The 25,923-nt window shown below is 72.5% G+C and carries 27 protein-coding genes; 8 read left to right on the top strand and 19 right to left on the bottom strand.

Annotated elements, in window-relative coordinates; genetic code table 11:
• The first annotated feature begins 36 nt into the window (after window positions 1-36).
• Window positions 37-1,239, top strand: a complete 1,203-nt coding sequence (locus tag ABII15_RS23195) for a methyltransferase domain-containing protein (RefSeq protein WP_353944211.1) — start codon at window positions 37-39, stop codon at window positions 1,237-1,239.
• Here the strand turns inward: ABII15_RS23195 and ABII15_RS23190 are convergent.
• The 5 genes from ABII15_RS23190 to tsaB all read right to left on the bottom strand — a co-directional run bounded on the left by ABII15_RS23190 (window position 1,236) and on the right by tsaB (window position 4,898).
• Complete coding sequence (locus ABII15_RS23190; RefSeq protein ID WP_353944210.1) at window positions 1,236-2,273, bottom strand: LCP family protein; 1,038 nt, start codon at window positions 2,271-2,273, stop codon at window positions 1,236-1,238. The genes ABII15_RS23195 and ABII15_RS23190 overlap by 4 nt on opposite strands.
• Window positions 2,274-2,400: 127 nt before the next feature.
• Window positions 2,401-2,649: a hypothetical protein gene (locus ABII15_RS23185; RefSeq protein WP_353944209.1), complete on the bottom strand. Its 249-nt coding sequence runs from the start codon at window positions 2,647-2,649 to the stop codon at window positions 2,401-2,403.
• Window positions 2,646-3,743 carry a tRNA (adenosine(37)-N6)-threonylcarbamoyltransferase complex transferase subunit TsaD gene (gene tsaD / locus ABII15_RS23180; RefSeq protein WP_353944208.1) on the bottom strand — a complete coding sequence of 366 codons (1,098 nt, stop codon included), beginning with the start codon at window positions 3,741-3,743 and terminating at the stop codon, window positions 2,646-2,648. Before tsaD ends, ABII15_RS23185 begins: the two co-directional genes overlap by 4 nt.
• The gene (rimI, locus tag ABII15_RS23175) at window positions 3,736-4,218 is read right to left on the bottom strand and encodes a ribosomal protein S18-alanine N-acetyltransferase (protein ID WP_353947164.1); all 483 of its coding nucleotides are present in this window, start codon (window positions 4,216-4,218) and stop codon (window positions 3,736-3,738) included. Before rimI ends, tsaD begins: the two co-directional genes overlap by 8 nt.
• A gap of 26 nt (window positions 4,219-4,244) precedes the next feature.
• Window positions 4,245-4,898 carry a tRNA (adenosine(37)-N6)-threonylcarbamoyltransferase complex dimerization subunit type 1 TsaB gene (gene tsaB / locus ABII15_RS23170; protein WP_353944207.1) on the bottom strand — a complete coding sequence of 218 codons (654 nt, stop codon included), beginning with the start codon at window positions 4,896-4,898 and terminating at the stop codon, window positions 4,245-4,247.
• 294 nt (window positions 4,899-5,192) lie between these two features.
• On the opposite strand from tsaB, the gene ABII15_RS23165 reads away from it, so the two are divergent.
• Window positions 5,193-5,750 carry a hypothetical protein gene (locus ABII15_RS23165; RefSeq protein WP_353944206.1) on the top strand — a complete coding sequence of 186 codons (558 nt, stop codon included), beginning with the start codon at window positions 5,193-5,195 and terminating at the stop codon, window positions 5,748-5,750.
• A gap of 21 nt (window positions 5,751-5,771) precedes the next feature.
• Here the strand turns inward: ABII15_RS23165 and ABII15_RS23160 are convergent, their stop codons facing one another.
• The 5 genes from ABII15_RS23160 to ABII15_RS23140 form a co-directional block, all read right to left on the bottom strand.
• The gene (locus ABII15_RS23160) at window positions 5,772-5,954 is read right to left on the bottom strand and encodes a hypothetical protein (protein WP_353944205.1); all 183 of its coding nucleotides are present in this window, start codon (window positions 5,952-5,954) and stop codon (window positions 5,772-5,774) included.
• 134 nt (window positions 5,955-6,088) lie between these two features.
• Window positions 6,089-6,652, bottom strand: a complete 564-nt coding sequence (gene tsaE / locus ABII15_RS23155; RefSeq protein ID WP_353944204.1) for a tRNA (adenosine(37)-N6)-threonylcarbamoyltransferase complex ATPase subunit type 1 TsaE — start codon at window positions 6,650-6,652, stop codon at window positions 6,089-6,091.
• Window positions 6,615-7,868, bottom strand: coding sequence for an alpha/beta hydrolase (locus tag ABII15_RS23150; RefSeq protein ID WP_353944203.1), 1,254 nt, complete (start codon window positions 7,866-7,868; stop codon window positions 6,615-6,617). The genes tsaE and ABII15_RS23150 overlap by 38 nt, the downstream gene beginning before the upstream one ends.
• A gap of 82 nt (window positions 7,869-7,950) precedes the next feature.
• Window positions 7,951-9,144 carry an alanine racemase gene (alr, locus tag ABII15_RS23145; protein ID WP_353944202.1) on the bottom strand — a complete coding sequence of 398 codons (1,194 nt, stop codon included), beginning with the start codon at window positions 9,142-9,144 and terminating at the stop codon, window positions 7,951-7,953.
• A 44-nt stretch (window positions 9,145-9,188) separates the two neighbouring features.
• Window positions 9,189-10,133, bottom strand: coding sequence for a L,D-transpeptidase family protein (locus ABII15_RS23140; RefSeq protein WP_353944201.1), 945 nt, complete (start codon window positions 10,131-10,133; stop codon window positions 9,189-9,191).
• Between the two features lie 149 nt (window positions 10,134-10,282).
• Here ABII15_RS23140 and ABII15_RS23135 point away from each other — a divergent pair, with 149 nt between their 5' ends.
• From ABII15_RS23135 to ABII15_RS23125, 3 genes are read left to right on the top strand one after another with little or no spacing between them, the layout of a single operon-like run.
• A complete protein-coding gene (locus ABII15_RS23135; protein ID WP_353947163.1) occupies window positions 10,283-10,861 on the top strand; it encodes a TetR-like C-terminal domain-containing protein in 579 nt (192 codons plus the stop codon).
• On the top strand, window positions 10,858-11,697 hold the full coding sequence (locus ABII15_RS23130) for an alpha/beta hydrolase (RefSeq protein WP_353944200.1): 840 nt from the start codon (window positions 10,858-10,860) through the stop codon (window positions 11,695-11,697). The genes ABII15_RS23135 and ABII15_RS23130 overlap by 4 nt, the downstream gene beginning before the upstream one ends.
• Window position 11,698: 1 nt before the next feature.
• Entirely contained in the window at window positions 11,699-13,129 is a 1,431-nt protein-coding gene (locus tag ABII15_RS23125; protein ID WP_353944199.1) for an NAD(P)H-hydrate dehydratase, read from the top strand.
• Between the two features lie 188 nt (window positions 13,130-13,317).
• Here ABII15_RS23125 and ABII15_RS23120 read toward each other — a convergent pair whose 3' ends face one another.
• From ABII15_RS23120 to ABII15_RS23110, 3 genes are read right to left on the bottom strand one after another with little or no spacing between them, the layout of a single operon-like run.
• Entirely contained in the window at window positions 13,318-13,689 is a 372-nt protein-coding gene (locus ABII15_RS23120) for a holo-ACP synthase (protein WP_353944198.1), read from the bottom strand.
• A gap of 24 nt (window positions 13,690-13,713) precedes the next feature.
• Window positions 13,714-15,555 (bottom strand): glutamine--fructose-6-phosphate transaminase (isomerizing), encoded by a 1,842-nt coding sequence (gene glmS, locus ABII15_RS23115; RefSeq protein WP_353944197.1) that lies wholly within the window; start codon window positions 15,553-15,555, stop codon window positions 13,714-13,716.
• 31 nt (window positions 15,556-15,586) lie between these two features.
• Window positions 15,587-15,826, bottom strand: a complete 240-nt coding sequence (locus tag ABII15_RS23110; protein WP_353944196.1) for a hypothetical protein — start codon at window positions 15,824-15,826, stop codon at window positions 15,587-15,589.
• Between the two features lie 176 nt (window positions 15,827-16,002).
• Here ABII15_RS23110 and coaA point away from each other — a divergent pair, with 176 nt between their 5' ends.
• Both coaA and ABII15_RS23100 read left to right on the top strand, forming a co-directional pair.
• The gene (gene coaA, locus ABII15_RS23105; protein ID WP_353944195.1) at window positions 16,003-17,001 is read left to right on the top strand and encodes a type I pantothenate kinase; all 999 of its coding nucleotides are present in this window, start codon (window positions 16,003-16,005) and stop codon (window positions 16,999-17,001) included.
• A gap of 34 nt (window positions 17,002-17,035) precedes the next feature.
• Window positions 17,036-17,959 carry a DUF389 domain-containing protein gene (locus ABII15_RS23100; protein WP_353944194.1) on the top strand — a complete coding sequence of 308 codons (924 nt, stop codon included), beginning with the start codon at window positions 17,036-17,038 and terminating at the stop codon, window positions 17,957-17,959.
• Between the two features lie 75 nt (window positions 17,960-18,034).
• On the opposite strand, the gene glmM is transcribed toward ABII15_RS23100, so the two are convergent.
• From glmM to rplM, 3 genes are all read right to left on the bottom strand, one after another.
• The gene (gene glmM, locus ABII15_RS23095; RefSeq protein ID WP_353944193.1) at window positions 18,035-19,393 is read right to left on the bottom strand and encodes a phosphoglucosamine mutase; all 1,359 of its coding nucleotides are present in this window, start codon (window positions 19,391-19,393) and stop codon (window positions 18,035-18,037) included.
• A 103-nt stretch (window positions 19,394-19,496) separates the two neighbouring features.
• On the bottom strand, window positions 19,497-20,012 hold the full coding sequence (gene rpsI, locus ABII15_RS23090) for a 30S ribosomal protein S9 (protein ID WP_351458193.1): 516 nt from the start codon (window positions 20,010-20,012) through the stop codon (window positions 19,497-19,499).
• A 44-nt stretch (window positions 20,013-20,056) separates the two neighbouring features.
• Window positions 20,057-20,500, bottom strand: a complete 444-nt coding sequence (gene rplM / locus ABII15_RS23085; protein ID WP_353944192.1) for a 50S ribosomal protein L13 — start codon at window positions 20,498-20,500, stop codon at window positions 20,057-20,059.
• Window positions 20,501-20,760: 260 nt separating this feature from the next.
• Here rplM and ABII15_RS23080 point away from each other — a divergent pair, with 260 nt between their 5' ends.
• Window positions 20,761-21,606 carry a hypothetical protein gene (locus ABII15_RS23080; protein WP_353944191.1) on the top strand — a complete coding sequence of 282 codons (846 nt, stop codon included), beginning with the start codon at window positions 20,761-20,763 and terminating at the stop codon, window positions 21,604-21,606.
• A 12-nt stretch (window positions 21,607-21,618) separates the two neighbouring features.
• Here the strand turns inward: ABII15_RS23080 and ABII15_RS23075 are convergent, their stop codons facing one another.
• The 3 genes from ABII15_RS23075 to ABII15_RS23065 are packed head-to-tail and all read right to left on the bottom strand — an operon-like array spanning window position 21,619 to window position 25,717.
• The gene (locus ABII15_RS23075; RefSeq protein ID WP_353944190.1) at window positions 21,619-23,280 is read right to left on the bottom strand and encodes a glycosyltransferase family 39 protein; all 1,662 of its coding nucleotides are present in this window, start codon (window positions 23,278-23,280) and stop codon (window positions 21,619-21,621) included.
• On the bottom strand, window positions 23,277-24,305 hold the full coding sequence (locus ABII15_RS23070; RefSeq protein WP_353944189.1) for a glycosyl hydrolase: 1,029 nt from the start codon (window positions 24,303-24,305) through the stop codon (window positions 23,277-23,279). Before ABII15_RS23070 ends, ABII15_RS23075 begins: the two co-directional genes overlap by 4 nt.
• A complete protein-coding gene (locus tag ABII15_RS23065; protein WP_353947162.1) occupies window positions 24,302-25,717 on the bottom strand; it encodes a cellulose synthase catalytic subunit in 1,416 nt (471 codons plus the stop codon). Before ABII15_RS23065 ends, ABII15_RS23070 begins: the two co-directional genes overlap by 4 nt.
• Window positions 25,718-25,923 lie beyond the last annotated feature (206 nt).

Genomic DNA, 25,923 nt, shown 5'->3' with positions numbered 1-25,923 from the left:
CCGCCGTGCGCGGGATCGTCCACCGACTGGCGGACAATGGGCCGGGTGAACGACCCCGCCTCCTTCGCCGCCCTGCTCACCGACGAGGGCCGCGCCCTGCTCGACGCGCTGCGCGACCACGACCCGGCCCAGGAACTCGCGCTCGCCACTCGGCTGCGCCGCGAGCACCCGGCCGACCTCGTCTCGGCCGCACTCGCCCAGGCCCGGCTGCGGCAGCGGGCGGCGGCGAAGTTCGGGGCGGACGACGCGGCCCGGATGTACTTCACGGCGAACGGCGTCGAGCAGGCGACCCGGACCAGCGTGGCCGCGTACCGGGCGGAGAGCTTCCGGGAGCTGGGCGTCCGGTCCGTCGCCGATCTGTGCTGCGGCATCGGCGGCGACGCGATCGCGCTGGCCCGCGCCGGGATCTCCGTCCTCGCCGTCGACCGCGACCCGCTGACCTGCGCCGTCGCCCGGGCCAACGCCGAGGCGCTGGGGCTCGCCGAGCTGATCGAGGTGCGGGAGGCGGACGTCACGGAGGTGGACACGTCCGCGTACGACGCCGTGTTCGTGGACCCCGCGCGCCGGGGCGGCCGGGGCCGCATCTTCGACCCCGAGGCCTACTCACCGCCCCTGTCCTGGGCCGTCTCCGCCGCGCTGAAGGCGCCCCGGGCGGCGCTGAAGATCGCGCCCGGCATCCCGCACGAGGCGATCCCGGACGCGGCCGACGCCGAGTGGATCTCGGACGGGGGCGACGTGAAGGAGGCCGTGCTGTGGTTCGGCACCGAGCCCGGGAGGATGCGCGCCACGCTGCTGCCGGGTCCGCGGGCGCTGGCCGGGCGCGGGCTGCCCGACCCCGAAGTGCGGCCCGTGGGGCGGTACTTGTACGAGCCCGACGGCGCCGTCATCCGCGCGCACCTGGTCGCCGAGGTGGCCGAGCGGGTCGGCGGCGGCCTGGTCGACGAGACCATCGCCTATGTGACCGCGGACGACCTGCTCCCGACGCCGTACGCGAGCACGTACGAGATCACCGACCAACTCCCGTTCAACGTGAAGAAGTTGAAAGCACTGCTGCGCGAGCGCGGGGTCGGGGTGCTCACCGTGAAGAAGCGCGGGTCCGCCGTGGAGCCGGAGGAGCTGCGCCGCAAGGTCATGCCGAAGCCCTACGGGAAGGCGTCGGCGACGGTGTTCCTGACCCGGGTGGCGGGGGCGCCGACCATGCTGGTGGGAGCCCCGGCCCCGGCCCGCGCGGACGGCTAACGCAGCGACTCCCAGAGCTCCTTGGCCTCCGGCTCGTCGGCCACCACCCGGTTGCGGTCGGACGGCGCGGGCACCACGGGCATCATCACGGTCTTCACGGAGTCGCCGGACAGGCCCTGGAGGCTGCGCGCCAGGCCCGACAGCTTGCTCAGCGAGTCGAGGCCGGTGTCGGTGGTGAGGGCGCCCGTCGCCGCGTCGGCGACCTGGTAGAGACGGGTGGGGCTGGTGAGCAGCCCGGAGCCGGAGACCTCGTCCGCCAGCGCCTTCACCAGCTGCTGCTGGAGCTTGATGCGACCCAGGTCGCTGCCGTCGCCGACTCCGTGCCGGGTCCGGGCGAAGGCCAGGGCGGTCCTGCCGTCGAGATGGTGCGGGCCGGCCGTCAGGTGGAGCTGGCTGAGGTCGTCGTCGATGTCCTCGTCCGTGGTGATGTCGACACCGCCGAGCGCGTCGATGAGCTTCGCGAAGCCCGCGAAGTCGACCTCCAGATAGTGGTCCATGCGCACCCCGGTCATGGTCTCGACGGTCTTCACCGCGCAGACCGGACCGCCCAGCGAGTAGGCGCTGTTGAACATGACGCCGTACGCGACCGCCGTCGTCCCGCCGGACTCCGTCGGGCACGAGGGACGCTCCACGAGGGTGTCGCGCGGGATGCTCACGACGGTCGCCTCGGACCGGTCGGCGTTCAGGTGCAGGACCATCGCGGTGTCGGACCGCGCCCCGCCGCTGTCACCGCCGCCGAGCTTCTTGTTCTCCTTGCCGGAGCGCGAGTCGGAGCCGAGGACGAGGATGTTCAGGACGCCCTTCTCGACCGGTTCCTGCGACGCGGAGGCGGACGGCGAGGGCGACGGGCCCGCCCGGTCGGCGCGGGCCGGGCGGTTGTCGCCGAGCGCGCTGTCGATGTCGACGCTGTGGATGTTGTGGTCCAGGTGCCAGTACACCCAGCCGGCACCGGCGCCGCCGAGCACGAGGGCGCAGCCGAGGACGACACCGGCGGCCTTCACCGCACGCCCACGGAACCGTTTCTTCTCAGTCACTCAGGGAACGTAAGTCCGAATTATTACAACGGTAAACCTCTCGCCCCGACTCTTCGGAAAATCTCAGAAAATCTCGGATACACACCACCGCGAAACAGCCCTTAACGGGCCGAGGGTGGGACCTGGCTCAGGCGGTCTCGAACCGCCAGCGGTGCACGGCACGCGTCACCAGATCGCCGTCCGGCTCGGGCAGTTCGGGGAGTTCGGCGTCGTACGCGGCGTCCCACCACGTGATGACGAGGACCCGGTCCTGGGGCGCGCGCAGCGTCTCGCGGCGCGCCGGCTCGCGCTCCAGGGGCTGCGCCCTGGCCCAGGCGAGGAGTTCGTCGCCGCGTCCGGCGACCGCCCGGGCCTCCCACATCAGGGCGACGCTCACGAGTAGAGGTTCTCCTTGCTGACCTCGTGCACGTGGTCGTGGCCGTGGTCGTGGCCCGGTACGTGCGTCTCGGTGACGGGCAGCGACGAGTCCGCGGACAGGTCCCACGAGGAGGCCGCCCGGTTCCTGGCCACCATCTCGGCGCCCAGCGCGGCGACCATCGCGCCGTTGTCCGTGCACAGCTTGGGCCGGGGCACCCGCAGCCGGATCCCGGCCTTCTCGCAGCGCTCCTGGGCGAGGGCGCGCAGCCGCGAGTTGGCCGCGACGCCGCCGCCGATCATCAGGTGGTCGACGCCCTCGTCCTTGCAGGCGCGGACGGCCTTGCGGGTCAGCACGTCGACGACGGCCTCCTGGAAGGACGCCGACACGTCCCGCACCGGCACGTCCTCGCCGGCGGCCCGCTTGGCCTCGATCCAGCGGGCCACGGAGGTCTTGAGACCCGAGAAGGAGAAGTCGTACGCGGGATCGCGCGGGCCGGTGAGTCCGCGCGGGAAGGCGATCGCGTTCGGGTCGCCCTCCTTGGCGTACCGGTCGATGACGGGCCCGCCCGGGAAGCCGAGGTTCAGCACACGCGCGATCTTGTCGAAGGCCTCACCGGCGGCGTCGTCGATGGTCGCGCCGAGCGGCCGCACGTCGGACGTGATGTCGGTGGAGAGCAGCAGCGACGAGTGGCCGCCGGAGACCAGCAGCGCCATCGTCGGCTCGGGCAGCTTGCCGTGCTCCAACTGGTCGACGCAGATGTGCGAGGCGAGGTGGTTGACGCCGTAGAGCGGCTTGCCGAGCGCGTACGCGTACGCCTTCGCGGCCGAGACACCGACGAGGAGCGCGCCCGCGAGCCCGGGGCCCGCCGTGACGGAGATGCCGTCGAGGTCCTTCGCGGTCACCCCCGCGTCCTTCAGGGCGCGCTGGATCGTCGGGACCATCGCCTCCAGGTGCGCGCGGGAGGCGACCTCGGGGACGACGCCGCCGAAGCGGGCGTGTTCGTCGACGCTGGAGGCGACGGCGTCGGCGAGCAGGGTGGTGCCGCGGACGATGCCGACGCCGGTCTCGTCGCAGGAGGTCTCGATGCCGAGGACGAGCGGTTCGTCAGCCATGGTTCTTCTCTTCGGTCACGGTGGTGTCGGTCACGGTGTCGGTGGTCAGACGCATCACGAGGGCGTCCACGTTGCCCGGCTGGTAGTAGCCGCGGCGGAAGCCGATCGGCTCGAAGCCGAAACGCTCGTAGAGCTTCTGCGCCCGGGTGTTGTCGACGCGCACCTCGAGCATCACCTCGGCGACCTCGAAGGCGGTGGCGTGCCGCAGCAGCTCGGTGAGCAGCCGGGCGCCGAGCCCGCTGCCCCACTGGTCGCGGGCGACGGCGATGGTCTGGACGTCGGCCAGGTCCCCGGAGGCGGCGAGCCCGCCGTAGCCGAGCAGCCGGTCCCCGTCGTACGCGACGACGTACCGCCGCGTCGAGCCGACCCCGCGCGCGTGCGCGAGCTCCGACCAGAACATGCCGCGCGACCAGGCGTCGTCCGGGAAGAGAGCCTTCTCCAGGGCGAGCACCGGGTCGATGTCCCACCAGCGCATCTCGCGGATGTCGACGTCCACAGTGGTCACTGGGGGGTGACCACCTTGTAGTTCTTGGGGACCTGGGCGTCGGGCCGGCGCAGGTACAGCGGCCTGGGTTCCAGGAGCTCCTCGCCGGCGGCCAGCTTCTCGGCGGCCAGCGCGGCGAGCGCGGCGGCGCTGACGTGCTCGGGGGCGTGCGCGTCCGGGAAGACCTCGGGGTAGAGCAGCGCGCCCGCGCCGACGGCGGGCAGCCCCGCGACCTGCTCCGCGATGTCGGCGGGCCGGTCGACGGCGGCGTCGGTGGTGCGGGTGCGCGGGTTCTCGTAGCGCGCCCAGTACACCTCCTTGCGCCGGGCGTCGGTGGCGACGACGAAGGGGCCCTCCACCTGGGTCTCGTACGCGAGGCCGTCCAGCGTGCACACGCCGTGCACGGGCACGTCGAGCGCGAGCCCGAAGGTGTCGGCGGTCATCAGCCCGACGCGCAGCCCGGTGTACGGTCCCGGGCCGACGCCCACGACGATCCCGGTGACGGCGTCCAGCTTCAGCCCGGCCTCCTGGAGCACCCGGTCGACGGCGGGCAGCAGCAGCTCCCCGTGTCTGCGGGCGTCCACCTGGCTCGACTCCGCGACGACGGAGGAGCCGTCGTGCAGGGCGACGGTGACGGCGGGGGTGGCGGTATCCACAGCGAGCAACAGCACGCGAACAGCCTAGGCCCTGCCGCCGGTTTCCCGTCGTCCGCCCGCAGGGCGGGCGTCGCGGGGTCCGGTGCGTGCAGCTGCAAGGCGGAGGAGGGAGGCGACGCGGAGCGTCGTTGACCGACGACAACGCCGCAGATGCGCGTGCCGGACCCCGCGACGCAGACGGGAAACCGGCGGCAGGGCCTGTCGACCACACAAGAGCGGACACGTCCGGACCGCCGACAACCAGGGGGACGCCTGCTCCCGGCTGCTACCGTCACCGGGAGAAGTCGAACACCGAGAGGCAGGCACCTGGTGGCACGGAGCAGCACCGGATTCGTGACCGCGCTGACCGCGGGCGCGCTCGCCGTGGTCGGCTTCCTCGCCTATCAGGCCTCGGCCAGCGCGCCGGCCGACCTCGGCAAGTCGCCCTCCGACGCCTCCTCGTCCTCGTCGTCGGCGTCCGCCTCCCCGAAGAAGAAGGCGGACCCGAAGGCGCTGCCCGAGCAGTCCGGCAAGGGTGAGCGGGTCGTCTACGCGCTGGACGCGGACCGCGTCTGGCTGGTGAGCCCGCGCGGGAAGGTGCAGCGCACGTACGAGGTGACGCCCGGCACGGTCGACCCGGCGCCCGGCAAGTACACGGTGAACTCGCGCTCGGGGGCCATCCCGGGCACGGACGGGACGCCGGTCGAGCACGTGGTGCGGTTCGCCAGTGCGAACGGGGTGGTGATCGGGTTCAGCGCCGCCGTCGACGGCTCCACGCCCGAGCCCGACCCGACGAAGCAGACCGGCGGCATCCGCGAGTCGCGGGCCGACGGCAACGCGATGTGGGAGTTCGCCACCTTCGGGCGGCTCGTCGTCGTGGTGCCCTAGGGCCTGTCCGACGGACCGGCCCTAGCCGGACTTCTCGGCGGGGACCGGCGCCGCGCCCGCATGGGCGGGCGGCGTCGAGACCAGTCGTGCCGCCGCGCACGAGGCCAGCAGGTCCGCCATCGACACCCCGCGCGCCACGTCCCGCCCCGCGCGCGGCAGCAGCGGTGCCGCGCGGGTCTCTACGTCACGTTCCGATGCCGACATGGACGCCTCCCGGGGCAGCCTGAGCAATCGTGGTTAGGTAGACCTAACCAAGACCGGCTTCCATGTGAACACGCCGACGGGGCGTCGCGCAACATGTTGCCGACGCCCTGTCGGGATGTACGGGAAGAAGGTGGTCAGCCCGCCAGCGAGGCCAGGTCCGCCTCGGTCCAGCGCGCCCCGATGCCGTGCAGCGTCACCACGCGCACCTCGTCGTCGGTGTCGCCGGTGGCCCGGTCGATGAGCACGTGCAGCCGGTCGTCGGAGAGCTCCTCGACCTTGCCGTCGCCCCACTCCACGACGACCACGGAGTCCGGGAGCGAGACGTCGAGGTCCAGGTCCTCCATCTCGTCGAGACCGCCGCCGAGCCGGTAGGCGTCGACGTGCACCAGCGCCGGGCCCGCGCCGAGCGGCGGGTGGACGCGGGCGATCACGAACGTCGGCGAGGTCACCGCACCGCGCACGTCCAGGCCCGCGCCGAGGCCGCGGGTCAGGGTCGTCTTGCCGGCGCCCAGCTCACCGGTGAGCATCACGAGGTCGCCGGGGCGCAGCCGTTTCGCCAGGGCGAGGCCCAGCTCCCCCATCGCGTCCGGGGAGGTGACCGTCACCGTGACGGTGGATACGGGCGTGCCGGGAGCGGCGGGGGCCGTGGGGGTGGCGGGTTCAGCCGCCGGGTTGTGCGGTGCTGCCGGTGTCTCCATAAATCCCCACGGTAGCGGCTGCCGGTACCACGCCCGTACGGGCCAGCAGATCGGCCAGCCGGTCGGTGACGGCCTCCGGGTGCTCCAGCATCACCAGGTGTCCGGCGTCCGGCACGAGCACGAACTCGGCGTCGGGCAGCAGCTCCGCGATCGCCTCGCTGTGCCCGCTCGGCGTCACCAGATCCTGCTCCCCCGCGAGGACCAGGACGGGCAGCCCGGCGAAGCGGCTCAGCGCGGCCGTCTTGTCGTGCTCCTGGAACGCCGGATAGAACTCCGCGACCACGTCGATCGGCGTGCCCTCGATCATCCGCTCGGCGAACCGGGCGATCGCCGGGTCGACGTCCCGGGTCGCGAACGAGTACCGCTTGATGATCCCGGCGAACAGGTCGGCGGTGGCCCGGCGCCCCCGCTCGACCAGCTCGGCGCGCTGCCCGAGGGCCTTGAGGACGCCCGGCAGGACCCGCCGCACCACGTTCACCCCGGCCACCGGGAGGCCGTAGTTCACCTCGCCGAGGCGGCCCGACGACGTGCCCACGAGCGCGGCGCCCACGACCCGGTCGCGGATCAGCTCCGGGTGCTGGTCGGCGAGCGCCATCACGGTCATGCCGCCCATGGAGTGGCCGACGAGGACGAGCGGGCCCTCGGGCGCCGCCGCGTCGATGACGGCCTTGAGGTCGCCCCCGAGGGTGTCGATGGAGACCGGCGCGCCGCTCTCCGTCTGCTCCACCCCGCGCCCGGAGCGGCCGTGGCTGCGCTGGTCCCAGTACACGCACCGCACGACACCGCGCAGGGCCGCGCGCTGGAAGTGCCAGGAGTCCTGGTTCAGGCAGTAGCCGTGGCTGAAGACGACGGTGACGGGCGCGGGCGTCTTGCGGCCGAACAGGCGCCGTCTGCGGGTGCCGGTGGCGGTGCTGCCCTCCGGCGCCGCTTCGTCGATCTCCTCGACCTCGTAGTACAGCTCCGTGCCGTCCGCGGCGTACGCCTTGCCGGGCAGGCCGCGCAGCGAGCCGTAGGGCCCCGACGCGTCCAGCGCCAGCCGGGCCTTGCGGCGCATCCCGCGGCCCACGGTGAGCCGCTCCACGGCGACTCCGGCGGCGGCGCCCGCGGCGACCACCCCCACCGCGGCGCCCGCGAGGCCGGCCCGCCGCCAGGTCCCCGAGGCCGCCGCCGCTGCCTCGGTGACGGCCGCCGTGGCCTGTGCGCTGGTCTCGCTCACGTGCCGCTCCCTCGCTGTGCCCGCCGCTGCTCCGCCGTGCTGTGCTTCCCGGTGGTCCCGGGTTTCCCGATCGGTTCGTGATTCACACAGTGTGGGCCCGGTCGGCCTGCCGCACGTCCGGTGCCCCGGACGTCCCGTTCACATAGACGCGCGGAACACGGGAGCCGATGCGCGTGACGATCTCGTACGCGATGGTGCCCGATGCCGCCGCCCAGTCCTCGGCGGTCGGCTCCCCGGCGTCGCCGGGGCCGAACAGCACCGCCTCGTCGCCCGCGGCCGGCTCGTCGCCGCCGAGGTCGACGACGAACTGGTCCATCGCGACCCGGCCCGCGACCGTGCGCCGCTTGCCGCCGATCAGGACGGGGCCGGTGCCGGAGGCGTGCCGCGGGATCCCGTCCGCGTAGCCGACCGGCACCAGGCCGAGGGTCGTGGGGCCCGGGGTGACGTAGTGGTGCCCGTAACTGACGCCGAGGCCGCCCGGCGCGTGCTTCACGAGCGCGAGCGACGCCTTCAGGGTCATCACCGGGCGCAGCCCGAAGTCCTCCGGGGTGCCCAGCTCGGGGCTGGGCGAGATGCCGTACATGGCGATGCCCGGGCGGACCAGGTCGAAGTGGGTCTCGGGGAGGGTGAGCGTGCCCGGCGAGTTGGCGATGTGCCGTACCTCGGGGGTGACGCCCTCACCCTCCGCGTAGCCGACCATCTCGCGGAACTCGGTCAACTGCGCGGCGATCGAGGGGTGTCCGGGCTCGTCGGCGCAGGCGAAGTGCGACCACAGGCCGGTGACGGTGACCAGGCCCGCGGCCTGCGCGGCGAGCGCCTCGCGCACCAGCTCGGGCCAGTCCGCGCGCAGACAGCCGCCCCGGCCGAGCCCGGTGTCGGCCTTGAGCTGGACGCGGGCGGTGCGGCCCAGCTCGCGCGCGGCGGCGCTCACTTCGCGCAGCGCCCACAGGCCGCTCACCGACATGTCGAGGTCCGCCTCGACACCCTCGCGCCAGGGCCCGCCGGGCACCCACAGCCAGCACATGATCCGGCCCGGGATGCCGGCCGCGCGCAGCGCGAGGGCCTCCTCGGGAGTGGCGGTGCCGACCCACTCGGCACCGGCCTCCTTGGCGGCGCGGGCCACCGGGAGCATCCCGTGCCCGTACGCGTCGGCCTTCACGACGGCCATGAACGCGGCCCCCGGCGCGTGCGCGCGCAGGGACCGCACATTGGCCTTGAGCGCGGCCAGGTCGATCTCGGCGCGGGCGCGAAGCGGGGCAGTCACGTTCTCGTTCATGGTGCGCCCAGTCTCTCAGAGGGGTGCGACAACTCCCCGGAGAGTCAGGTGCCGGGCTTGCGGCCCCATACGTAGACCCGGTCGCCGCCCTTGAGGACTCCCCAGAGCCGCTTGGCGTCGGAGACCCGCAGATTGACGCACCCGCGCGAGCCGGGCGGGCTGTAGACATTGCCGTAGATGCCGTGGAACGCCTGGCCGCCGCTGAAGAACTGGCTGTACGGCATGGGGCTGTTGTACAGCGACGACCAGTGGTTCTTGTGCCGCCAGTAGACCTTGTGCCAGCCGGTGCGGGTGCGGTTGCCGGCCCGTCCGCTGCGGATCGGGACCGGCCCGTAGACGATCTTCTTGCCCTTGCTGACCCACATCAGCTGGCGCGGCAGGTCGACGCAGGCGAGCCGGTACGCGCGCGTGGGGCACTTCTTCGCCGCGTTGGGGTTCTTGCGGGCGCTGATGGCGCGCATCCGGCCCCAGGTGACGGGGCCGGCGAAACCGGCGTTGGGGCGGATGCCCTGCCGGGTCTGGAAGGCGCGGATGGCCCGGCAGTCGGCGGGCGACTGCTTCCCGTCGGCCTTGCGCTTCAGCCAGCGTTCGACCTGGCGCTGGTAGGGGCCGGTCCGCGCGGTGCAGGCGGCCGCCGCGAGCGGGCCGGGCGCGCCGCCGGGTTCCGCCGGGTACAGCGCCTCGCCCGGCGGCACGTACTCGACGAGCGCGTCGGCCCCGGGCGGCGCGGGCGGCGGCTCGATCGCGTCCTCCTCGGCGCTGGGGGTGTAGACGTGCGGGGGCAGCGTCTGGTCGGGGGTGTCCTGGGGCCAGTCCCGGTGCGGGGCGGGCCGGACGCCGGGGACGAGGCCGGCCTCGGGGGCCGGGGCGGGCGTCACGGTCGCGTACGGCACCGGTGGTCCGGGGTGCGCGAGGGCCTGGCCCGCGGGCAGGGCCACGGCGAGGGCGAGCAGCGCGGCGAGTCCGCCGCGCACGGAGGTGCTGGTCATGGGCATGAGAAGAACCCGGCGCCGCGCCGCTTCCCGGTCAGCCGCGCGGCACGGAACCCGAAAAGCGGTTGATCGGCCTATCCGATCCTACGTACCGTAAGCAAAAACCTAGGACCCCTAGGCGCACGGAAAGGGACCGCAGGAAGATGATGGCCAGAGCGGGACTGACCAGCGAGCGGGTGGTGGCCGCGGCCGCCGATCTCGCCGACACGGTCGGCTTCGAGAACATCACCATCGCGGCGCTCGCCCGCGGCTTCGGCGTGAAGGACGCGAGCCTGTACGCGCACGTCCGCGGCCTCTCCGACCTGAGCACGCGGGTCGCGGTCCTGTCCGGCCTCGACCTCGCGGACCGGATCTCGGACGCGCTGGCGGGCCGCGCCGGACGCGACGCGCTGTTCGCCTTCGCGCACGCCTACCGCGCCTTCGCCCGGGAGCACCCCGGCCGGTACGCGGCGACCCAGCTGGAGCTCGGCCCGTCGGCGCTCGACGACCACCCGGGCCTGCGCCGCAATCTCACCGGCCCCTACGCCCTGCTCCAGGGCTACGGCCTGACGGAACCTGCGCTGACCGACGCGGTCCGCCTGCTGCGCAGCACCTTCCACGGTTTCGTCGCCCTGGAGCTGGCGGGCGGCTTCCGGCACCGCCGGGACGTGGAGCGGTCCTGGGCCGCCGCCCTGGAGGCGCTGCACGTGGCGCTCTCCAACTGGCCGGAGGAGGCGGACAGTTGATCACACAGAGCACACTGCGCGTGCCGGGCGCGACCCTGCACCACGAGCTGCGCGGCACCGGCCCCCTGCTGCTCCTGCTGCCCGGCGCGGGCGGCGACGCGGCGGTCCTCGACCCGGTCGCCGACGCGCTGGCGGACACCTTCACGGTGCTCACCCACGACCCGCGCGGCTACTCGCGCAGCACCCTGGACGGCCCGCACACCGAGCAGCGGGTACCGGTCCACGCCGACGACGCGCGCCGCCTCCTGGACGCCGTGTCACCCGCCGAACCCGCTTACGTGGCCGGGGCGTCGAGCGGCGCGATCGTCGCCCTCGACCTGCTGGCCCGCCACCCCGGCCGGGTCCGCCGGGCGGTCGCGCACGAGCCGCCGTCGTGGTCCGTGCTCCCCGACGCGGCGGAGCAGCTGGCGTTCTTCGACGAGGTGCACGAGCTGTTCGCGCGGGAGGGCCTGGAGGCGGCGGGCGAGCGGTTCCTGCGCGGCATCGGCGGGGCGATGGAACCGGCCACGTGGATGCGGGGGCCCGACCTGCCGCCCCGCACCCGGGACATGCTGGTCCGCCTGGCGGCGAACGCGCCGCTGGCCGTGGAGCACGAGTACCGCAGCTTCGCCGCGTACGTCCCCGATCTCGACGCCCTCGCGGCGGTGCGGCACCGGCTGACGCTCGCGATCGGCGCCCGCACCCGCCCGCATCTCCCCCACCGTCCGGCGGCCCTCATGGCCGACCGACTGGACCTGGACCTTTCGCTCTTTCCCGGCGCCCACAATGGCTGGTCCACCCACCCTGCCGAGACGGCGAACCTGCTGCGCACCCACCTCCTGGGGGAGACTCGGTGACATGCGCACTGCCTATGACGTGGAAACGGTCCGGTCCGCCGAACGCGCGCTGATGGCGCGCCTGCCGGACGGCGCCCTGATGCAGCGCGCCGCCGCGGGCCTGGCCGTGGCCTGCGCGGACCTGCTCGGCAAGGTGTACGGCTCCCGGGTGGCCCTGCTGGTCGGCTCCGGTGACAACGGCGGCGACGCGCTGTACGCGGGCGCCCGCCTGGCCCGCCGGGGCGCGGGCGTCACCGCGCTGCTGCTCTCCCCCGACCGGGCGCACGCGGGCGGCCTCGCGGCCCTGCGCGCGGCGGGCGGCACGCTGCTGGACGCCGAGTCGGACGCCGCCGAGGAGGCGGTGTCCCGGGCCGACCTCGTCCTGGACGGCATCGTCGGCATCGGCGGCCGGGGCGGGCTGCGCCCCCGCGCGGCCCGGCTGGCGGAGGCCGCCCGGGGACTCGTCGTGGCGGTGGACCTGCCGAGCGGCGTGGACGCGGACACCGGCGAGGTGCACGGCGACGCGGTCCGGGCGACGGCGACCGTCACCTTCGGCGCGTACAAGCCGGGCCTGCTGGTCGACCCGGCGCGCGAGTACGCGGGCGCGCTGCGCCTGGTGGACATCGGCCTGGAACTCCCCGAAGAGCAAGCCGTGCTCGAAGCGCCGCAGCACGCGGACGTGGCGGCGCTGCTGCCCGAGCCGACCGGCGAGAGCGACAAGTACCGGCGCGGTGTGGTCGGCGTGGTCGCCGGCTCGGCGCGCTACCCGGGCGCGGCGGTCCTGGCGGTGGCGGGCGCCCTGCACGGCGGCGCGGGCGCGGTGCGCTACGTGGGCCCGGCGGCGGACGCGGTGCTCGCGCGGTTCCCCGAGACGCTGGTGTCGGCGGGGCCGCCCGCGAAGGCGGGGCGCGTGCAGTCCTGGGTGATCGGCCCCGGCCTGGGCGACGAGGCCGACGGGCTGCTGGACGTCCTCGACTCCGATGTGCCGGTGCTGATCGACGCGGACGGGCTGCGGCTGGCGGACGTGCGCGCCGTGCGCGCCCGCACCGCCCCCACCGTGCTCACCCCGCACGCCGGGGAGGCCGCGGCGCTGCTCGGCGTCGCCCGGGACGAGGTGGAGGGACAGCGGCTCTCCTCCGTACGGGCGTTGGCGGAGCGCTACGCGGCGACGGTCCTCCTGAAGGGCTCGACGACCCTGATCACGTCCCCGGGCTCCACGGTCCGGGTGAACCCGACCGGTACGCCCTGGCTCGCCACCGCGGGCAGCGGCGATGTCCTCTCCGGGCTGACCGGGTCGCTGCTGGCTGCGGGGCTGCATCCGCTGGACGCCGCCTCGGCGGGCGCCTACCTCCACGGCCTCGCCGCCCGCTTCGCCTCGGGCGGGGCGCCGGTATCGGCCCAGGACGTGGCGCACGCCGTCCCGGCGGCGTGGCGGGACATCCACACCTCCTAGCAACTCCCGCAGCTCCCCACGCGCGCCTCTCGTCGTGGCTGGTCGCGCAGTTCCCCGCGCCCCTGAAGCATGCGCTGCGCGCAGCTTCCCCTGAAGGCCGCAGGCCTTTCAGGGGCGCGGGGAACTGCGCGAGAAGCGGCCACCGGCCCGCAGACGAACGACAACCCAGGGGCGCGGCACCGGCGCCGTCAGCCTTCGGCGATCACCACGGCGGACGCCACCCCGGCGTCATGGCTGAGCGAGACATGAAAGGACCGCACCCCCAGCTCGGCGGCGCGCGCAGCCACGGTCCCGGTCACCCGCAACCGCGGCTGCCCACTCCCCTCGACATACACCTCGGCATCCCCCCACCGCAGCCCCCGAGGCGCCCCCAACGCCTTGGCGGCCGCCTCCTTGGCCGCGAACCGGGCGGCGAGCGAAGCGACCCCGCGCCGCTCCCCACTGGGCAGCAACAGCTCGCCGTCCGTGAACAGCCGCGCGGCCATCCCCGGCGTACGCTCCAGCGCCGCCGCGAACCGCCCGATCTCGGCCACGTCGATCCCGACCCCGATGATGCTCATGCCGAGCACCCTAAGGTCGCGCGCTCACTCCACGGTCACCGACTTCGCCAGGTTCCGCGGCTGGTCCACCTCGTTGCCGCGCGCCGTCGCCAGCTCGCACGCGAACACCTGCAACGGGACCGTGGCCACCAGCGGCTGCAGCAGCGTCGGCGTGGCCGGCACCCGCACGAGGTGATCGGCGTACGGCACCACCGCCTCGTCGCCCTCCTCCGCGATGACGATGGTCCGCGCCCCGCGCGCCCGGATCTCCTGGATGTTGGAGACGATCTTGTCGTGCAGCACCGAGCGCCCGCGCGGCGACGGCACCACGACGACCACCGGCACCCCGTCCTCGATCAACGCGATCGGCCCGTGCTTCAGCTCCCCCGCCGCGAACCCCTCGGCGTGCATGTACGCCAGCTCCTTGAGCTTCAGCGCGCCCTCCAGGGCCACGGGGTACCCGACGTGCCGCCCGAGGAAGAGCACGGTGTCCTGCCCGGCCAGCGACCGGGCCAGCTCGCGCACCGGCTCCATGGTCTCCAGGACCCGCTCGACCTCTTCGCCGATCCGCCCCAGCTCCCGTACGACGGCGGCGATCTCGTCGCCCCACTTGGTGCCCCGCACCTGGCCCAGGTACAGCGCGACCAGATAGCAGGCCACCAGCTGCGTCAGGAACGCCTTCGTGGACGCGACCGCGACCTCCGGGCCGGCGTGCGTGTACAGCACCGCGTCCGACTCGCGCGGGATCGTCGACCCGTTGGTGTTGCAGATGGCCAGCACCGTCGCCCCCTGCTCGCGCGCGTGCCGCAGCGCCATCAGGGTGTCCATGGTCTCCCCGGACTGCGAGATCGCGATGACCAGGGACCGCGCGTCGAGGATCGGGTCCCGGTAGCGGAACTCGCTCGCCAGCTCCACCTCGCACGGGATACGGGTCCAGTGCTCGATGGCGTACTTGGCGATCAGACCGGCGTGGAACGCGGTCCCGCACGCCACGATGACGACCTTGTCGACCATCCGCAGCACCTGCGCCGGGATGCGCAGCTCGTCCAGCGTGAGCTGCCCCTCGGCGCCGATCCGGCCCAGCAGCGTGTCGGCGACGGCCTTCGGCTGCTCGGCGATCTCCTTGAGCATGAAGTAGTCGTAGCCGCCCTTCTCGGCGGCCGAGGCGTCCCAGTCGATGTGGTAGCTGCGCACGTCGGCGGGGCGCCCGTCGAAGTCCGTCACGACGACCGCGTCGGGGCGCAGCTCGACGACCTGGTCCTGCCCCAGCTCGATCGCGGAGCGGGTGTGCGCGATGAACGCGGCCACATCCGACGCCAGGAACGCCTCGCCCTCCCCGACACCCACCACCAGCGGCGAGTTCCGGCGCGCGCCCACCACCACGTCCGGCGCGTCCGCGTGCACCGCGACCAGCGTGAACGCGCCCTCCAGACGGCGGCAGACCCGCCGCATGGCCTCCGCCAGGTCCCCCGTGAACTCCTCGCCGAGCAGGTGCGCGACCACCTCGGTGTCCGTCTCGGAGACGAGCGTGTGCCCCCGCTCGGACAGCTCGTCGCGCAGGGCCGCGAAGTTCTCGATGATCCCGTTGTGGACGACGGCGACCCGGGACGCGTTGTCCAGGTGCGGGTGCGCGTTGCCGTCCGTGGGGCCGCCGTGGGTGGCCCAGCGGGTGTGCCCGATGCCCGTGGACCCGGCCGGCAGCGGCCGGTCGACCAGGGCCTTCTCCAGATTGGCCAGCTTGCCGGCCTTCTTCACCGAGGCCAGCGCGCCGTCGGCGAGGACCGCGATCCCCGCCGAGTCGTAGCCCCGGTACTCGAGGCGCTTGAGCCCGGCCAGCACCACGTCATGAGCCGGCTGTGAACCTACGTATCCCACGATTCCGCACATACTGCGCAGGGTAGGCCCGTGTCCGCCCCGATCAACGGCCCCACGCGATCCGGTCCCGCGCGTCCTGCACCAGGCCCAGGTACTCGGCCTCCTCGCAGCGCGGCTTGCTCCCCATCTCGTACAGGTCGATGCAGTCGTCGAGGTCCTCGCCTATGTCCTCGTCGGGCAGGTCGTCCGCCAGCTCGCTGCGGACCTGCCCCGACCACTCCTCTTCCTCCCGACCAGCCCCCACCCACGTACGGACGAACGCGGGCACCCGGAGTACGGACATCGCGTCTTACCTCCCGACCCGCGGGACCGGCTCTGTCGCGCAGGTCCTCGGAACGTATCGCCGTCCACACGCGAGGTCCATATGTGTGCACGACCTGTGACGGCGGGGAGGTGCGGGGCCACCCGGCGTGACGCACCCCACCCCCACGCCGCGCCACACAGCCGTAACAATGGACTGTGATCTCTCCGGTCTCCGAAAACCTGCGGAGCGCCCACCGGCACAGGCCGGAGGCGACTCCCTACGTCGACCTCACCCGCGGCGAGTGGAGCGCGCTGCGCGACAAGACTCCCCTGCCCCTCACCGCCGAGGAGCTGGAACGGCTGCGCGGCCTCGGTGACGTGATCGACCTCGACGAGGTCCGCGACATCTATCTGCCGCTCTCCCGCCTGCTCAATCTGTACGTCGGCGCGACCGACGGGCTGCGCAGCGCGCTCAACACCTTCCTCGGCGACACCGGCAAGAAGGGCTCCCAGTCCGGCACGCCGTTCGTCATAGGGGTCGCGGGTTCGGTGGCGGTCGGCAAGTCGACCGTCGCCCGCCTCCTCCAGGCGCTGCTCTCGCGCTGGCCCGAGCACCCGCGCGTCGAGCGCGTCACCACCGACGGCTTCCTGCTGCCCACCAGGGAGCTGGAGGCCCGCGGCCTGATGTCGCGGAAGGGCTTCCCCGAGTCGTACGACCGGCGGGCCCTGACCCGGTTCGTCGCCGACATCAAGGCGGGCAAGGACGAGGTGACGGCGCCCGTCTACTCGCACCTGATCTACGACATCGTGCCGGACGAGCGGCTCGTCGTGCGCCGCCCGGACATCCTCATCGTCGAGGGCATCAACGTCCTCCAGCCCGCCCTGCCCGGCAAGGACGGCCGCACCCGGGTCGGCCTCGCCGACTTCTTCGACTTCAGCGTGTACGTGGACGCGCGCGAGGAGGACATCCAGCGCTGGTACCTCAACCGCTTCAAGAAGCTGCGCGCGACGGCGTTCCAGAACCCGTCCTCGTACTTCCAGAAGTACACGCAGGTCTCGGAGGAGGAGGCGCTCGACTACGCGCGCTCCACCTGGCGCACCGTGAACCGGGTCAATCTGCTGGAGAACGTGGCGCCCACGCGCGGCCGCGCGAGCCTCGTCATCACCAAGGGGCCCGACCACAAGGTGCAGCGCCTGCGCCTGCGCAAGCTGTAGGCGGCAGGGCGGCCGGGGCTGTTAGAAAGACGTCATGCTGCATCTGCGCCTGATCACCCCGGCCGGCACCACGGACGACGTGGTGCGCCTGATCGAGAAGACGGTCGGCACCGCGCATCTCGCGGTGCTGCCCGGGGTGGCCCGCGACCCGGCGGGCGATGTCGTGATGTGCGACGTCGCCCGCGAGGCCGGCGACGAACTCCTCGCGAACCTGCGAGAACTGGGCATCGCCGAGTCCGGGTCGATCGCCGTCGAGAACATCGACCTCTCGCTGTCCGAGCGCGCCGACCGGGCGGAGGACGACGCGCCGGGCGAAGGCGCGGACGCCGTCCTGTGGGACCAGCTCACCGAGGCCACGCACGAGGAGTCCACGCTCTCCTTCACCTACGTCGCCTTCATGCTGATCGCCACCATGATCGCGGCCTGCGGTGTGGTGCTCGACAACGCGATCCTGATCGTCGGCGCCATGGCCGTCGGCCCCGACTTCGGCCCGGTCGCCGGCGTGTGCACGGCCCTGGTGCGACGCGCCCCGCGCCTGGCCCTGCGGGCGCTTGTCGCGCTGCTCGTCGGCTTCGCGGTGTCGATGGTGGTGGCGGTGGGCTTCAGCTACTTCATGGACGCGGTCGGCCTGTTCAGCCGCGCCCAGCTGGAGGCGGACCGCCCGAACACCAGCTTCATCTTCAACCCGGACTGGTTCTCGTTCGTGGTGGCGGTCCTCGCGGGCGCCGCGGGCACCCTCTCCCTCACCTCGGCGAAGTCGGGCGCCATGGTCGGCGTGGCCATCTCGGTCACGACGGTCCCGGCGGCGGCGAACGCGGCGGTGGCCTTCAGCTACAACGAGTACCGCCAGGCCCTGGGCTCGACCCAACAACTCCTGCTGAACCTGGCGGGCATCGTGGTGGCGGGCACCCTGACGCTCTTGATCCAGAAATGGCTCTGGAAGCGAACGCGCCCCTGAGGTGAGCGGAGCTCACTCCAGGGGCGCGGGGAACTGCGCGACCGGCCACGACGAAAGCCGCACCCGACAACCGGGCTATCCCAGCGCCGACTTCACCACATCGGCGAGCCGCCCGGCGACCGCGCGGGCCTGCTCGATGTCCGCGGCCTCCACCATCACCCGCACCAGCGGCTCGGTCCCGGAAGACCGCAGCAGCACCCGCCCGGTGGCCCCGAGCTCCCCCTCGGCGTCCGCCACGGCGGCAGCGATCTCCGGCGCCGACCCGACCCGCGACTTGTCCACGTCCGGCACATTGATGAGCACCTGCGGGAGCCGCTCCATGACGGCCGCCAGCTCCTGGAGCGAGCGCCCGGTCTGCGCGACCCGCGCGGCCAGCAGCAGCCCGGTGAGCGTGCCGTCACCGGTGGTCGCGTGGTCCAGGACGATCACGTGCCCGGACTGCTCACCGCCCAGCGCAAACCCGTGCTCCTTCATGTTCTCCAGGACGTACCGGTCGCCGACCGCGGTCTGGACGAGCGTGATGCCCGCACGCTCCATGGCGAGCTTCAGACCGAGGTTCGACATGACGGTCGCGACAACGGTGTCGTGCCGCAGCGCGCCCCGCTCCTTCATGGCCAGGGACAGCACGGCCATGATCTGGTCGCCGTCGACCTCGGAACCGGTGTGGTCCACGGCCAGGCAGCGGTCGGCGTCGCCGTCGTGCGCGATGCCGAAGTCGGCGCCCTGCTCGACGACGGCGGCCTTCAGCAGGTCCAGGTGGGTCGAGCCGCACCCGTCGTTGATGTTGAGCCCGTCGGGGTCGGCGCCGATGGTGACGATCTCGGCCCCGGCCCGGGTGAACGCCTCGGGCGAGACCCGCGAGGCCGCGCCGTGCGCCTCGTCGAGGACGATCTTCAGCCCTTCGAGCCGGTTCGGCAGCACGCCCACCAGGTGCGCGATGTACTGGTCGAGCCCCTCGTCGTACGCCTTCACGCGGCCGACGCCGGCGCCCGTCGGACGGTCCCAGGGAGCGCCGGTGCGGTGCTCCTGGTAGATCGTCTCGATGCGGTCCTCCAGGGCGTCGTCCAGCTTGTGGCCGCCGCGCGCGAGGAACTTGATGCCGTTGTCGGGCATGGCGTTGTGGCTCGCGGAGAGCATCACGCCGAGGTCGGCGCCCAGCGCACCGGTGAGATACGCCACCGCGGGGGTGGGCAGCACGCCGACGCGCAGGACGTCGACGCCCGCGCTCGCCAGACCCGCGACGACCGCGGCCTCCAGGAACTCGCCCGAGGCACGCGGATCACGGCCGACGACCGCGACGGGCCGGTGCCCCTCGAACGAACCGGCCTCACCGAGTACGTGCGCCGCGGCGACCGACAGACCGAGCGCCATCTCGGCGGTCAGGTCGGCATTGGCCACGCCGCGCACACCGTCCGTGCCGAAGAGTCGTCCCACTTGGTGTCCTCCGAACTGAAAACAAGTCGACCATAAGCCGAACGCCCCGGCAGCACGCGAAGTGCCGCCGGGGCGAACGGGAAAAACAAGCAGGCAGCGAGCTTTAGCGCTTGCTGTACTGCGGGGCCTTGCGGGCCTTCTTGAGACCGGCCTTCTTGCGCTCGACCGCACGGTCGTCACGCTTGAGGTAACCGGCCTTCTTGAGCGCCGGGCGGTTGTTGTCCACGTCGGCCTCGTTCAGCGCGCGGGCAACACCGAGGCGCAGGGCGCCGGCCTGGCCGGAGACACCGCCACCCGCGATGCGGGCGATGACGTCGTAGCGGCCGTCGAGCTCGAGCACCTTGAAGGGCTCGTTGACTTCCTGCTGGTGGACCTTGTTCGGGAAGTAGTCCTCGAGCGTGCGCCCGTTGACCTTCCACTTGCCCGTGCCCGGCACGATGCGGACGCGCGCGATGGCGTTCTTGCGACGGCCCAGGCCGGCGGCCGGCTGCGGGTCGCCGAAGCGGGCGGGGTTGGACTCCGAGGTGTACTCGCCCTCGACGGGCGCGTCCGACTCGGTGGTGTAGCTCTCGACGTCGACGATCTCTTCGACCGGCGTCTCGGCAGTGGTCTCGGCCACGGTTCTCCTCAGATTCTTTTCTGTCTTTGGGGCTGTGGCCGGTACTACTGCGCGACCTGGGTGATCTCGAACGGCACCGGCTGCTGGGCAGCGTGCGGGTGCTGGTCGCCCGAGTAGACCTTCAGCTTCGAGATCATCTGACGGCCGAGCGTGTTCTTGGGGAGCATGCCCTTGATGGCCTTCTCGACGGCCTTCTCGGGGTTCTTCTCCAGAAGCTCGTCGTAACGGACGGAGCGCAGACCACCCGGGTAGCCGGAGTGGCGGTACGCCATCTTCTGGGTCTTCTTGTTGCCGGACAGGTGAACCTTGTCGGCGTTGATGATGACGACGAAGTCGCCCATGTCCATGTGCGGGGCATAGGTCGGCTTGTGCTTGCCACGGAGGAGGGTCGCGGCAGTGGTGGCCAGACGTCCCAGGACGATGTCCTGCGCGTCGATGACGTGCCACTGGCGAGTCACATCGCCGGGCTTAGGGCTGTACGTACGCACTTAGCAGCCTTCTTCTTCAGTGGATGGGTGCTGAAAATGGCATCACTGAAGCGATCGTGCAGCTGGGGACGACAGTGCCGGGTTCAGCGCCCGTATGCCGCCCACTGGTAACTGCTCCAGGGAACCCGTGTAAGGGCGTCTCACATGAGAATGAGCGAACCAATACACATAACGACTAGGCAGACTACCCGCGGGCCCCCGCACGGGTCAAAACGCGCTCCGCCTCCCGGCGCTCACGCACCACGTTTAAGATGCGCCCCATGAGCTTCGGGCAGGGGGGACCCCAGTGGGGGCCCAATGACAACGGAAACGCTCCGGACTGGGCGGCGCTCGCCGAGGCCTCGGAATCACGCGCTCGCAAGCGCAGGTGGCTGCTGATCGGCGTCGCCACGGTGGCCACGCTCGCCGTGGGGTCGGCGGTGGCCTGGGGGATCGTCTCCGCGAACAGGAGCAGCAACGCCGGGAACAAGCCGGCCGACCAGCTGCCGAGCACCGCGGACATCCCCAGCGAGGAGAAGACCGCGCAGCCGTCCTTCGAGCCGACGTCCGCGCCGCCGCCGCTGAACCCCAACGACTTCATCGACAGCGCGGCCAAGGACACGGCCCCGCTCACCGCGGACACGCTCTACCCCGGCAAGACGCTCACGTTCGGTGGCCGCACGTACACGAAGGGCGCCACGAGCCGCACCGCCGACTGCACCGCCGCGGCGCAGAAGGGCCTGGCCGGCGTCCTGAAGAAGAACGGCTGCACCCAGGTCATCCGCGCGACCTACTACAGGAGCGGGTCGGCGGTCACCATCGGCGTCGCGGTCTTCGACAGCAAGAAGCAGGCGACGAGCGCCAAGGAGCAGTACGACTTCGACGGCGGCGTCCTGTCGCTGCCCGGCTCCGGCGTCCCCACGTTCTGCCGTACGACCGTGTGCCGCCAGACCGCGAACTCGGTGGGCCGCTACGCGTACTTCACCAACGGCGGCCGCACCAACGGCACGGACGCCACCAAGAAGGACAGCGTCCTGTTCGCGCTCGGCGACGACCTTCAGGAGTACACCTTCCAGAAGATCAAGCAGCGCGGCGAGCTCCAGGCCTCGGCCGCCGCGCAGGGCTGAGCCCGCCGGGGCTCACCCCGAGGTCCTGACCCAGATCCGGTACCGGCCGGTGCCGGCGGAGTTGCGGAACGGCAGCTCGCGCAGCAGCCGGTAGTGGGTGTTGCCCTCGGCCGCGGCCGCGACGATGTCGTCGACCCGGGGATTGGTCAGCCCGTCGAGGACGATCAGGTCGAAGGCCCCGTCACGGACCGCCGTCCGGTAGGCGTCGTCCCCGGCGTGGTACCTGCCCTTCCTGTCCGTGTACTCCATGCCGAAGACGCTCTGCCACTGCCGGTGGCTGGTCTTCGCGCGCAGGTAGTAGGCGGGCACCTCGGGCGTCGAGCTCAGGTAGTGCCCGGCGGAGTCCACGCGCGGGGCGATCGTCCGGATCATCCGCGTGGAGTCGGGCCACAGGCCGAAACGCCAGTCCGCCTGCTGGATGCCCAGGCAGAGCGTGGTGGTCCACAGCAGGATGCCGAGCTGCGGATGGCGGAAGTGGGCGCCGATCAGCCGGGTCACGCCGACGCCCGCCATCGGCGCCGCGAAGAACAGGCCGAAGCCGATGTGCTTGAACAGCGAGACCACGGTGGCCAGGTGGATCTGATAGGCGGGCGCGAGCAGCGCGGTGCCGCACAGCAGCAGCCCGAGCAGCACCCGCCGGGTCCGGCCGGGGCTGCCGAGCCTGCGGGCGAGCGGTGACTCGTTCAGCCGGCCGCGCCACCCGTACGAGATCGCGCCGCCGACCGCCGTGAGGAACATCGGGCCACCCCACTCAGCGGACTGTTCGAGCAGGTAGCGGGCGCTGTCGGTGCCGTGGGCGCGGTCGGTGGTGGTCTGCTGCACACCGGCGAGCAGATCGGTGGCGTGCGCGCCCGCGGCGAGCAGTCCGCCGGTGCCGAGCACCAGCAGCACCACCCGCAGGACCGCGGATCCGGCGCCGCGCCTCGGCCACGCCGTGAGCAGCGCGAGCACCACGATCGTCGGCAGGTACAGGGCGGCCGCGTACTTCACGCCGACGGCGAGCACGGCGACGGGGGCGGCGAGCAGACCGGCGACGGCGGGCATCCGGTCGGTGCGCACCACGATCCAGGTGGCCAGCGCGAGCAGGAACAGCGCCATGGCGTCGTACGTCGCGTAGTGCCCCATGACGATCGTCGACTGCATGACGGCGAACAGGCCGGCCGCGGCGAGCGCCGCCCGCTCGCTGAACAGGCGCCGGGTGATCGTGTACAGCAGGCCCGTCGTGCCCAGCATGAGGACGAGGCTCAGCGCGCGCGCCCCGGACAGCCCGAACCGCCCGTCGACCAGGGCCGCGAGCACCGGGTACAGCTGCGGCGAACCGGAGAAGTAGGCGGCGTAGTCCTTCGGCAGCGGGGTGCCGTGGAGCAGGTGCGCGAGCTCGGCGTGCCCGGCGGTCAGGTACAGCGCCTCGTCCTGGAACGCGGTGTTGGACAGCCGCAGCGACAGGGCCGCCTGGATCGCCATGATCAGCAGCAGCACGCCCCGGCTGACCCAGGTGCGGCGGCGGCTGGCGGCCATGTCCCAGCCGGTCTCGGGCGTCTCGGGTATCTCGTAGCCCACCGGCTCGGGCTCGGTCGGCCCGGCGGGCCCGGCGGGCTGGACGGGCACGCGTGGCGTCACCGTCCGCAGCGCGAACGTCTCGTCGTCGGGCCGCGAGCCGTGCAGAGCGCTCATCGCGGGTTCCGGACGTCGAAGCCGAAGCGGTCGTCGGCGGCGAGCTTCCTGAACTGTTCGAGGCCCGCCGGGCTCGCCTCGAGGCGCCAGTCGGCCCGCTTGTCGTAGTTGAACCAGACGAACCCGATGAGGTCGTCGTCGCCCTCGACGCCCTCGAACAGGTGGCGCACGTCGGCGCTGCGCCGGGGTCCCGGGTCCGCGGCCGTCTCCAGGAGCAGCAGCGGCTTCGCGCTGAACCGCCTGATCTCGCGGATCGTCCGGCCGAAGACGGCGTCGAACGACGTGGCCCGGGGGCCGGAGAAGTAGCCGACGAGGCCCACCCAGTCCACGTACGCGTCACCCGGGTAGTAGGGCGCGAGGCGCACGTCCGGCATCGGGTCGACGACGTTCGGCGACCAGGCCCAGATCACGTTCGTGGCGCCCACCTCGGCGAACGTGTCGTGGATGTGCCGCCAGGCGGCGACGTACTGCCGCGGGGTGACGTGCCGGGTTCCCCACTTCTCCCAGGGGCCGTTCATCTCGTCGGCGAAGTCGATGACGACGGGCAGGTTCAGCTTCTTCACCGCGGTCGCGTACGACGTCAGGTACGTGTCCCGCTCGCCGGCGGCGATGTCGGCGAGCGTGGCGTCGAACGGCTCCCAGGACATCAGCGTCAGCGCGCCCGCGCGCCAGGCGTTGCGCACCCCGGTGGCGTCGAAGCCGTCGCCCCAGGCCGCGTAGTACTCGACGAGGTTGGGCCGCTTGCCGGTGAGCTTCGCGTACGCGTCGACGGGCTTCATCGAGTTCGGGGCGCCGTCGACGGCCGCGCCGAAGTACTTCTTGGCGGGCTTGAGCAGCGGGGTCACGTCGTAGGGCGCCCGCTGTTCGGCCTGCGCCGACGGGCCGCCGTCACCGCCGCGCGAGCCCGAACCGCCCTGCCCGTGGCCGGAGTTGCCGCCCAGGGAGCAGCCGCCGAGCGCGAGGACGGCGGCCAGGACGAGGCCCGCGCCGCGCCGGGCCGTGGGGGTCGTACGCGTCGGTGTCACGGGGCACTCTCCGCTCGGGGCTGCACGAGGACCCGGCCCACGACGAGGGCGTAGAACAGGCCGGAGGACAGGATCAGGGCGAAGTCGGGGGCGTTCATGGTGAGCATCCGCCAGACCGCGGCGCCCACCCACAGCACCGCGGTGCCGCCGCTCCACACCCACATGCCGATCCAGAACCTGCGGGTCTTGTCGCTCCTCGCGCCGGAGGAGCCGGTGGGCCGCCAGCCCACGCGGTTCCTGCGCAGGATGTCCCAGATGGCGAAGACGTGCGCCCAGCCGTACATCATGCGGGCGGCCCAGGCCTCCAGGCGGTAGGGCGTGCGGTGCCACATCGGGAAGACGATCGTGGCGTAGAGGATGCTGGGCAGCACCAGGTGCAGGTTCTCCACCAGCAGCTTGCCCGGCAGGACGAGCAGCAGCATCAGCGGGACGACGGGAGCGGCGAAGGTGAACAGCGCCGTGTGGATGTAGTAGAGGAACCCGGACAGGTAGCAGAGCCGGGTCGACAGGTTGATCTTCCGCTGCCAGAACTTGGCGCTGCCCAGCAGGCTCATGGAGCCCGAGCACCACCGGTACTGCTGGTTGAAGAAGGCGCCGGCGGTGTCCGGGCACACCCCGGTGGACAGGGCGACCGGCACGTACCGCAGGCCCCAGCCGAGGCCCCGCAGATCGAATCCCGTGTGCACGTCCTCGGAGTGCTCGATGAGGGTGCTGCCGCCGTTGGCCTCCAGGGCGGTCCGCCGGTACACGGCACAACTGCCCACGCAGATGGCGCCGTCACTGCCCTGCCGGGACACCTGCACGGACCGGTAGAACAGCTCCTGCACGGCACCCGCGCCGCGCTCGATCCAGTTCTGCGAGTCGAGCACCCGGAAGTACTGCGGCGACTGCACGATGCCGACGCGGTCGTCGGACTCCAGGTAGGGCAGCAGCTCCTGGAGCAGATCGGCGCGCGGGGTGAAGTCGGCGTCCAGGATCAGGATGTACGTGCCGTCGGAGCGGCCGAACCCGAAGTGCAGATTGCCGGCCTTCTTGAACCAGCCCCGGTTCTCCCGGGTCCCGTACCGGAAGCCGAAGTCCCGTGCCATGGCGGCGAGTTCGGGGGACGCGCCGTCGTCCAGGACGAACGGCAGGCACGCGCCCGGGTAGCGGTCGGCCATCGCCCGTACGTGCCGCCAGGTGTTGTGGAGCACCTGGATCGGCTCCCCGCACACCGGCAGGAAGACGTCCACGGACGGATGGGCCTCGGGCCGCCAGCCGCGCACCAGACGGCGGTGGCGCTTGAGGTCGAAGTCCCGGGAGAAGCCGTTCACCCGCAGCGACACGAGGTAGTAGACGACGGTGAAGAGCAGGAGAGGCGAGTACACCCACAACAGCGGTGCGGACCAGGCCAGTTCGACCTGGCTGACCACCAGGCAGCTGAAGCTGACGAGCGAGCCGATCGTCAGGACCCACAGCCGCCGCCGGGCATAGGAGTACTTCTCCCTGTCCGAGGGCGGCAGCGGCAGCAGCCCGAACTGCTCAGCTCCGTGCCGAGGTGCGGCGCGGCGTCCCCCCGTCCGCACCGAGCCGAATGAAGCCATCGACGGAAACCCCCCAGGTCCCGCGCAACCACATT

This window comes from Streptomyces sp. HUAS MG91, from assembly GCF_040529335.1.
GTDB classification, from domain to species: domain Bacteria; phylum Actinomycetota; class Actinomycetes; order Streptomycetales; family Streptomycetaceae; genus Streptomyces; species Streptomyces tabacisoli.
The sequence above is the reverse complement of the archived record's forward strand: the minus strand, read 5'-3'. Positions and strand labels throughout refer to the sequence as shown.

What these genes read in the sequence shown, in the direction of transcription:
- ABII15_RS23195 (WP_353944211.1), top strand. Translation starts at nt 37, where the DNA reads ATGGGCCGGGTGAACGACCCCGCCTCCTTCGCCGCCCTGCTCACCGAC.
- tsaD (WP_353944208.1), bottom strand. Translation starts at nt 3,743, where the DNA reads ATGGCTGACGAACCGCTCGTCCTCGGCATCGAGACCTCCTGCGACGAG.
- ABII15_RS23080 (WP_353944191.1), top strand. Translation starts at nt 20,761, where the DNA reads ATGAGCTTCGGGCAGGGGGGACCCCAGTGGGGGCCCAATGACAACGGA.
- ABII15_RS23100 (WP_353944194.1), top strand. Translation starts at nt 17,036, where the DNA reads ATGCTGCATCTGCGCCTGATCACCCCGGCCGGCACCACGGACGACGTG.
- ABII15_RS23135 (WP_353947163.1), top strand. Translation starts at nt 10,283, where the DNA reads ATGGCCAGAGCGGGACTGACCAGCGAGCGGGTGGTGGCCGCGGCCGCC.
- tsaE (WP_353944204.1), bottom strand. Translation starts at nt 6,652, where the DNA reads ATGGAGACACCGGCAGCACCGCACAACCCGGCGGCTGAACCCGCCACC.
- ABII15_RS23140 (WP_353944201.1), bottom strand. Translation starts at nt 10,133, where the DNA reads ATGACCAGCACCTCCGTGCGCGGCGGACTCGCCGCGCTGCTCGCCCTC.
- rimI (WP_353947164.1), bottom strand. Translation starts at nt 4,218, where the DNA reads ATGCGCTGGTGGGACATCGACCCGGTGCTCGCCCTGGAGAAGGCTCTC.
- alr (WP_353944202.1), bottom strand. Translation starts at nt 9,144, where the DNA reads ATGAACGAGAACGTGACTGCCCCGCTTCGCGCCCGCGCCGAGATCGAC.
- ABII15_RS23075 (WP_353944190.1), bottom strand. Translation starts at nt 23,280, where the DNA reads ATGAGCGCTCTGCACGGCTCGCGGCCCGACGACGAGACGTTCGCGCTG.
- ABII15_RS23120 (WP_353944198.1), bottom strand. Translation starts at nt 13,689, where the DNA reads ATGAGCATCATCGGGGTCGGGATCGACGTGGCCGAGATCGGGCGGTTC.
- ABII15_RS23110 (WP_353944196.1), bottom strand. Translation starts at nt 15,826, where the DNA reads ATGTCCGTACTCCGGGTGCCCGCGTTCGTCCGTACGTGGGTGGGGGCT.
- glmS (WP_353944197.1), bottom strand. Translation starts at nt 15,555, where the DNA reads ATGTGCGGAATCGTGGGATACGTAGGTTCACAGCCGGCTCATGACGTG.
- ABII15_RS23160 (WP_353944205.1), bottom strand. Translation starts at nt 5,954, where the DNA reads ATGTCGGCATCGGAACGTGACGTAGAGACCCGCGCGGCACCGCTGCTG.
- ABII15_RS23125 (WP_353944199.1), top strand. Translation starts at nt 11,699, where the DNA reads ATGCGCACTGCCTATGACGTGGAAACGGTCCGGTCCGCCGAACGCGCG.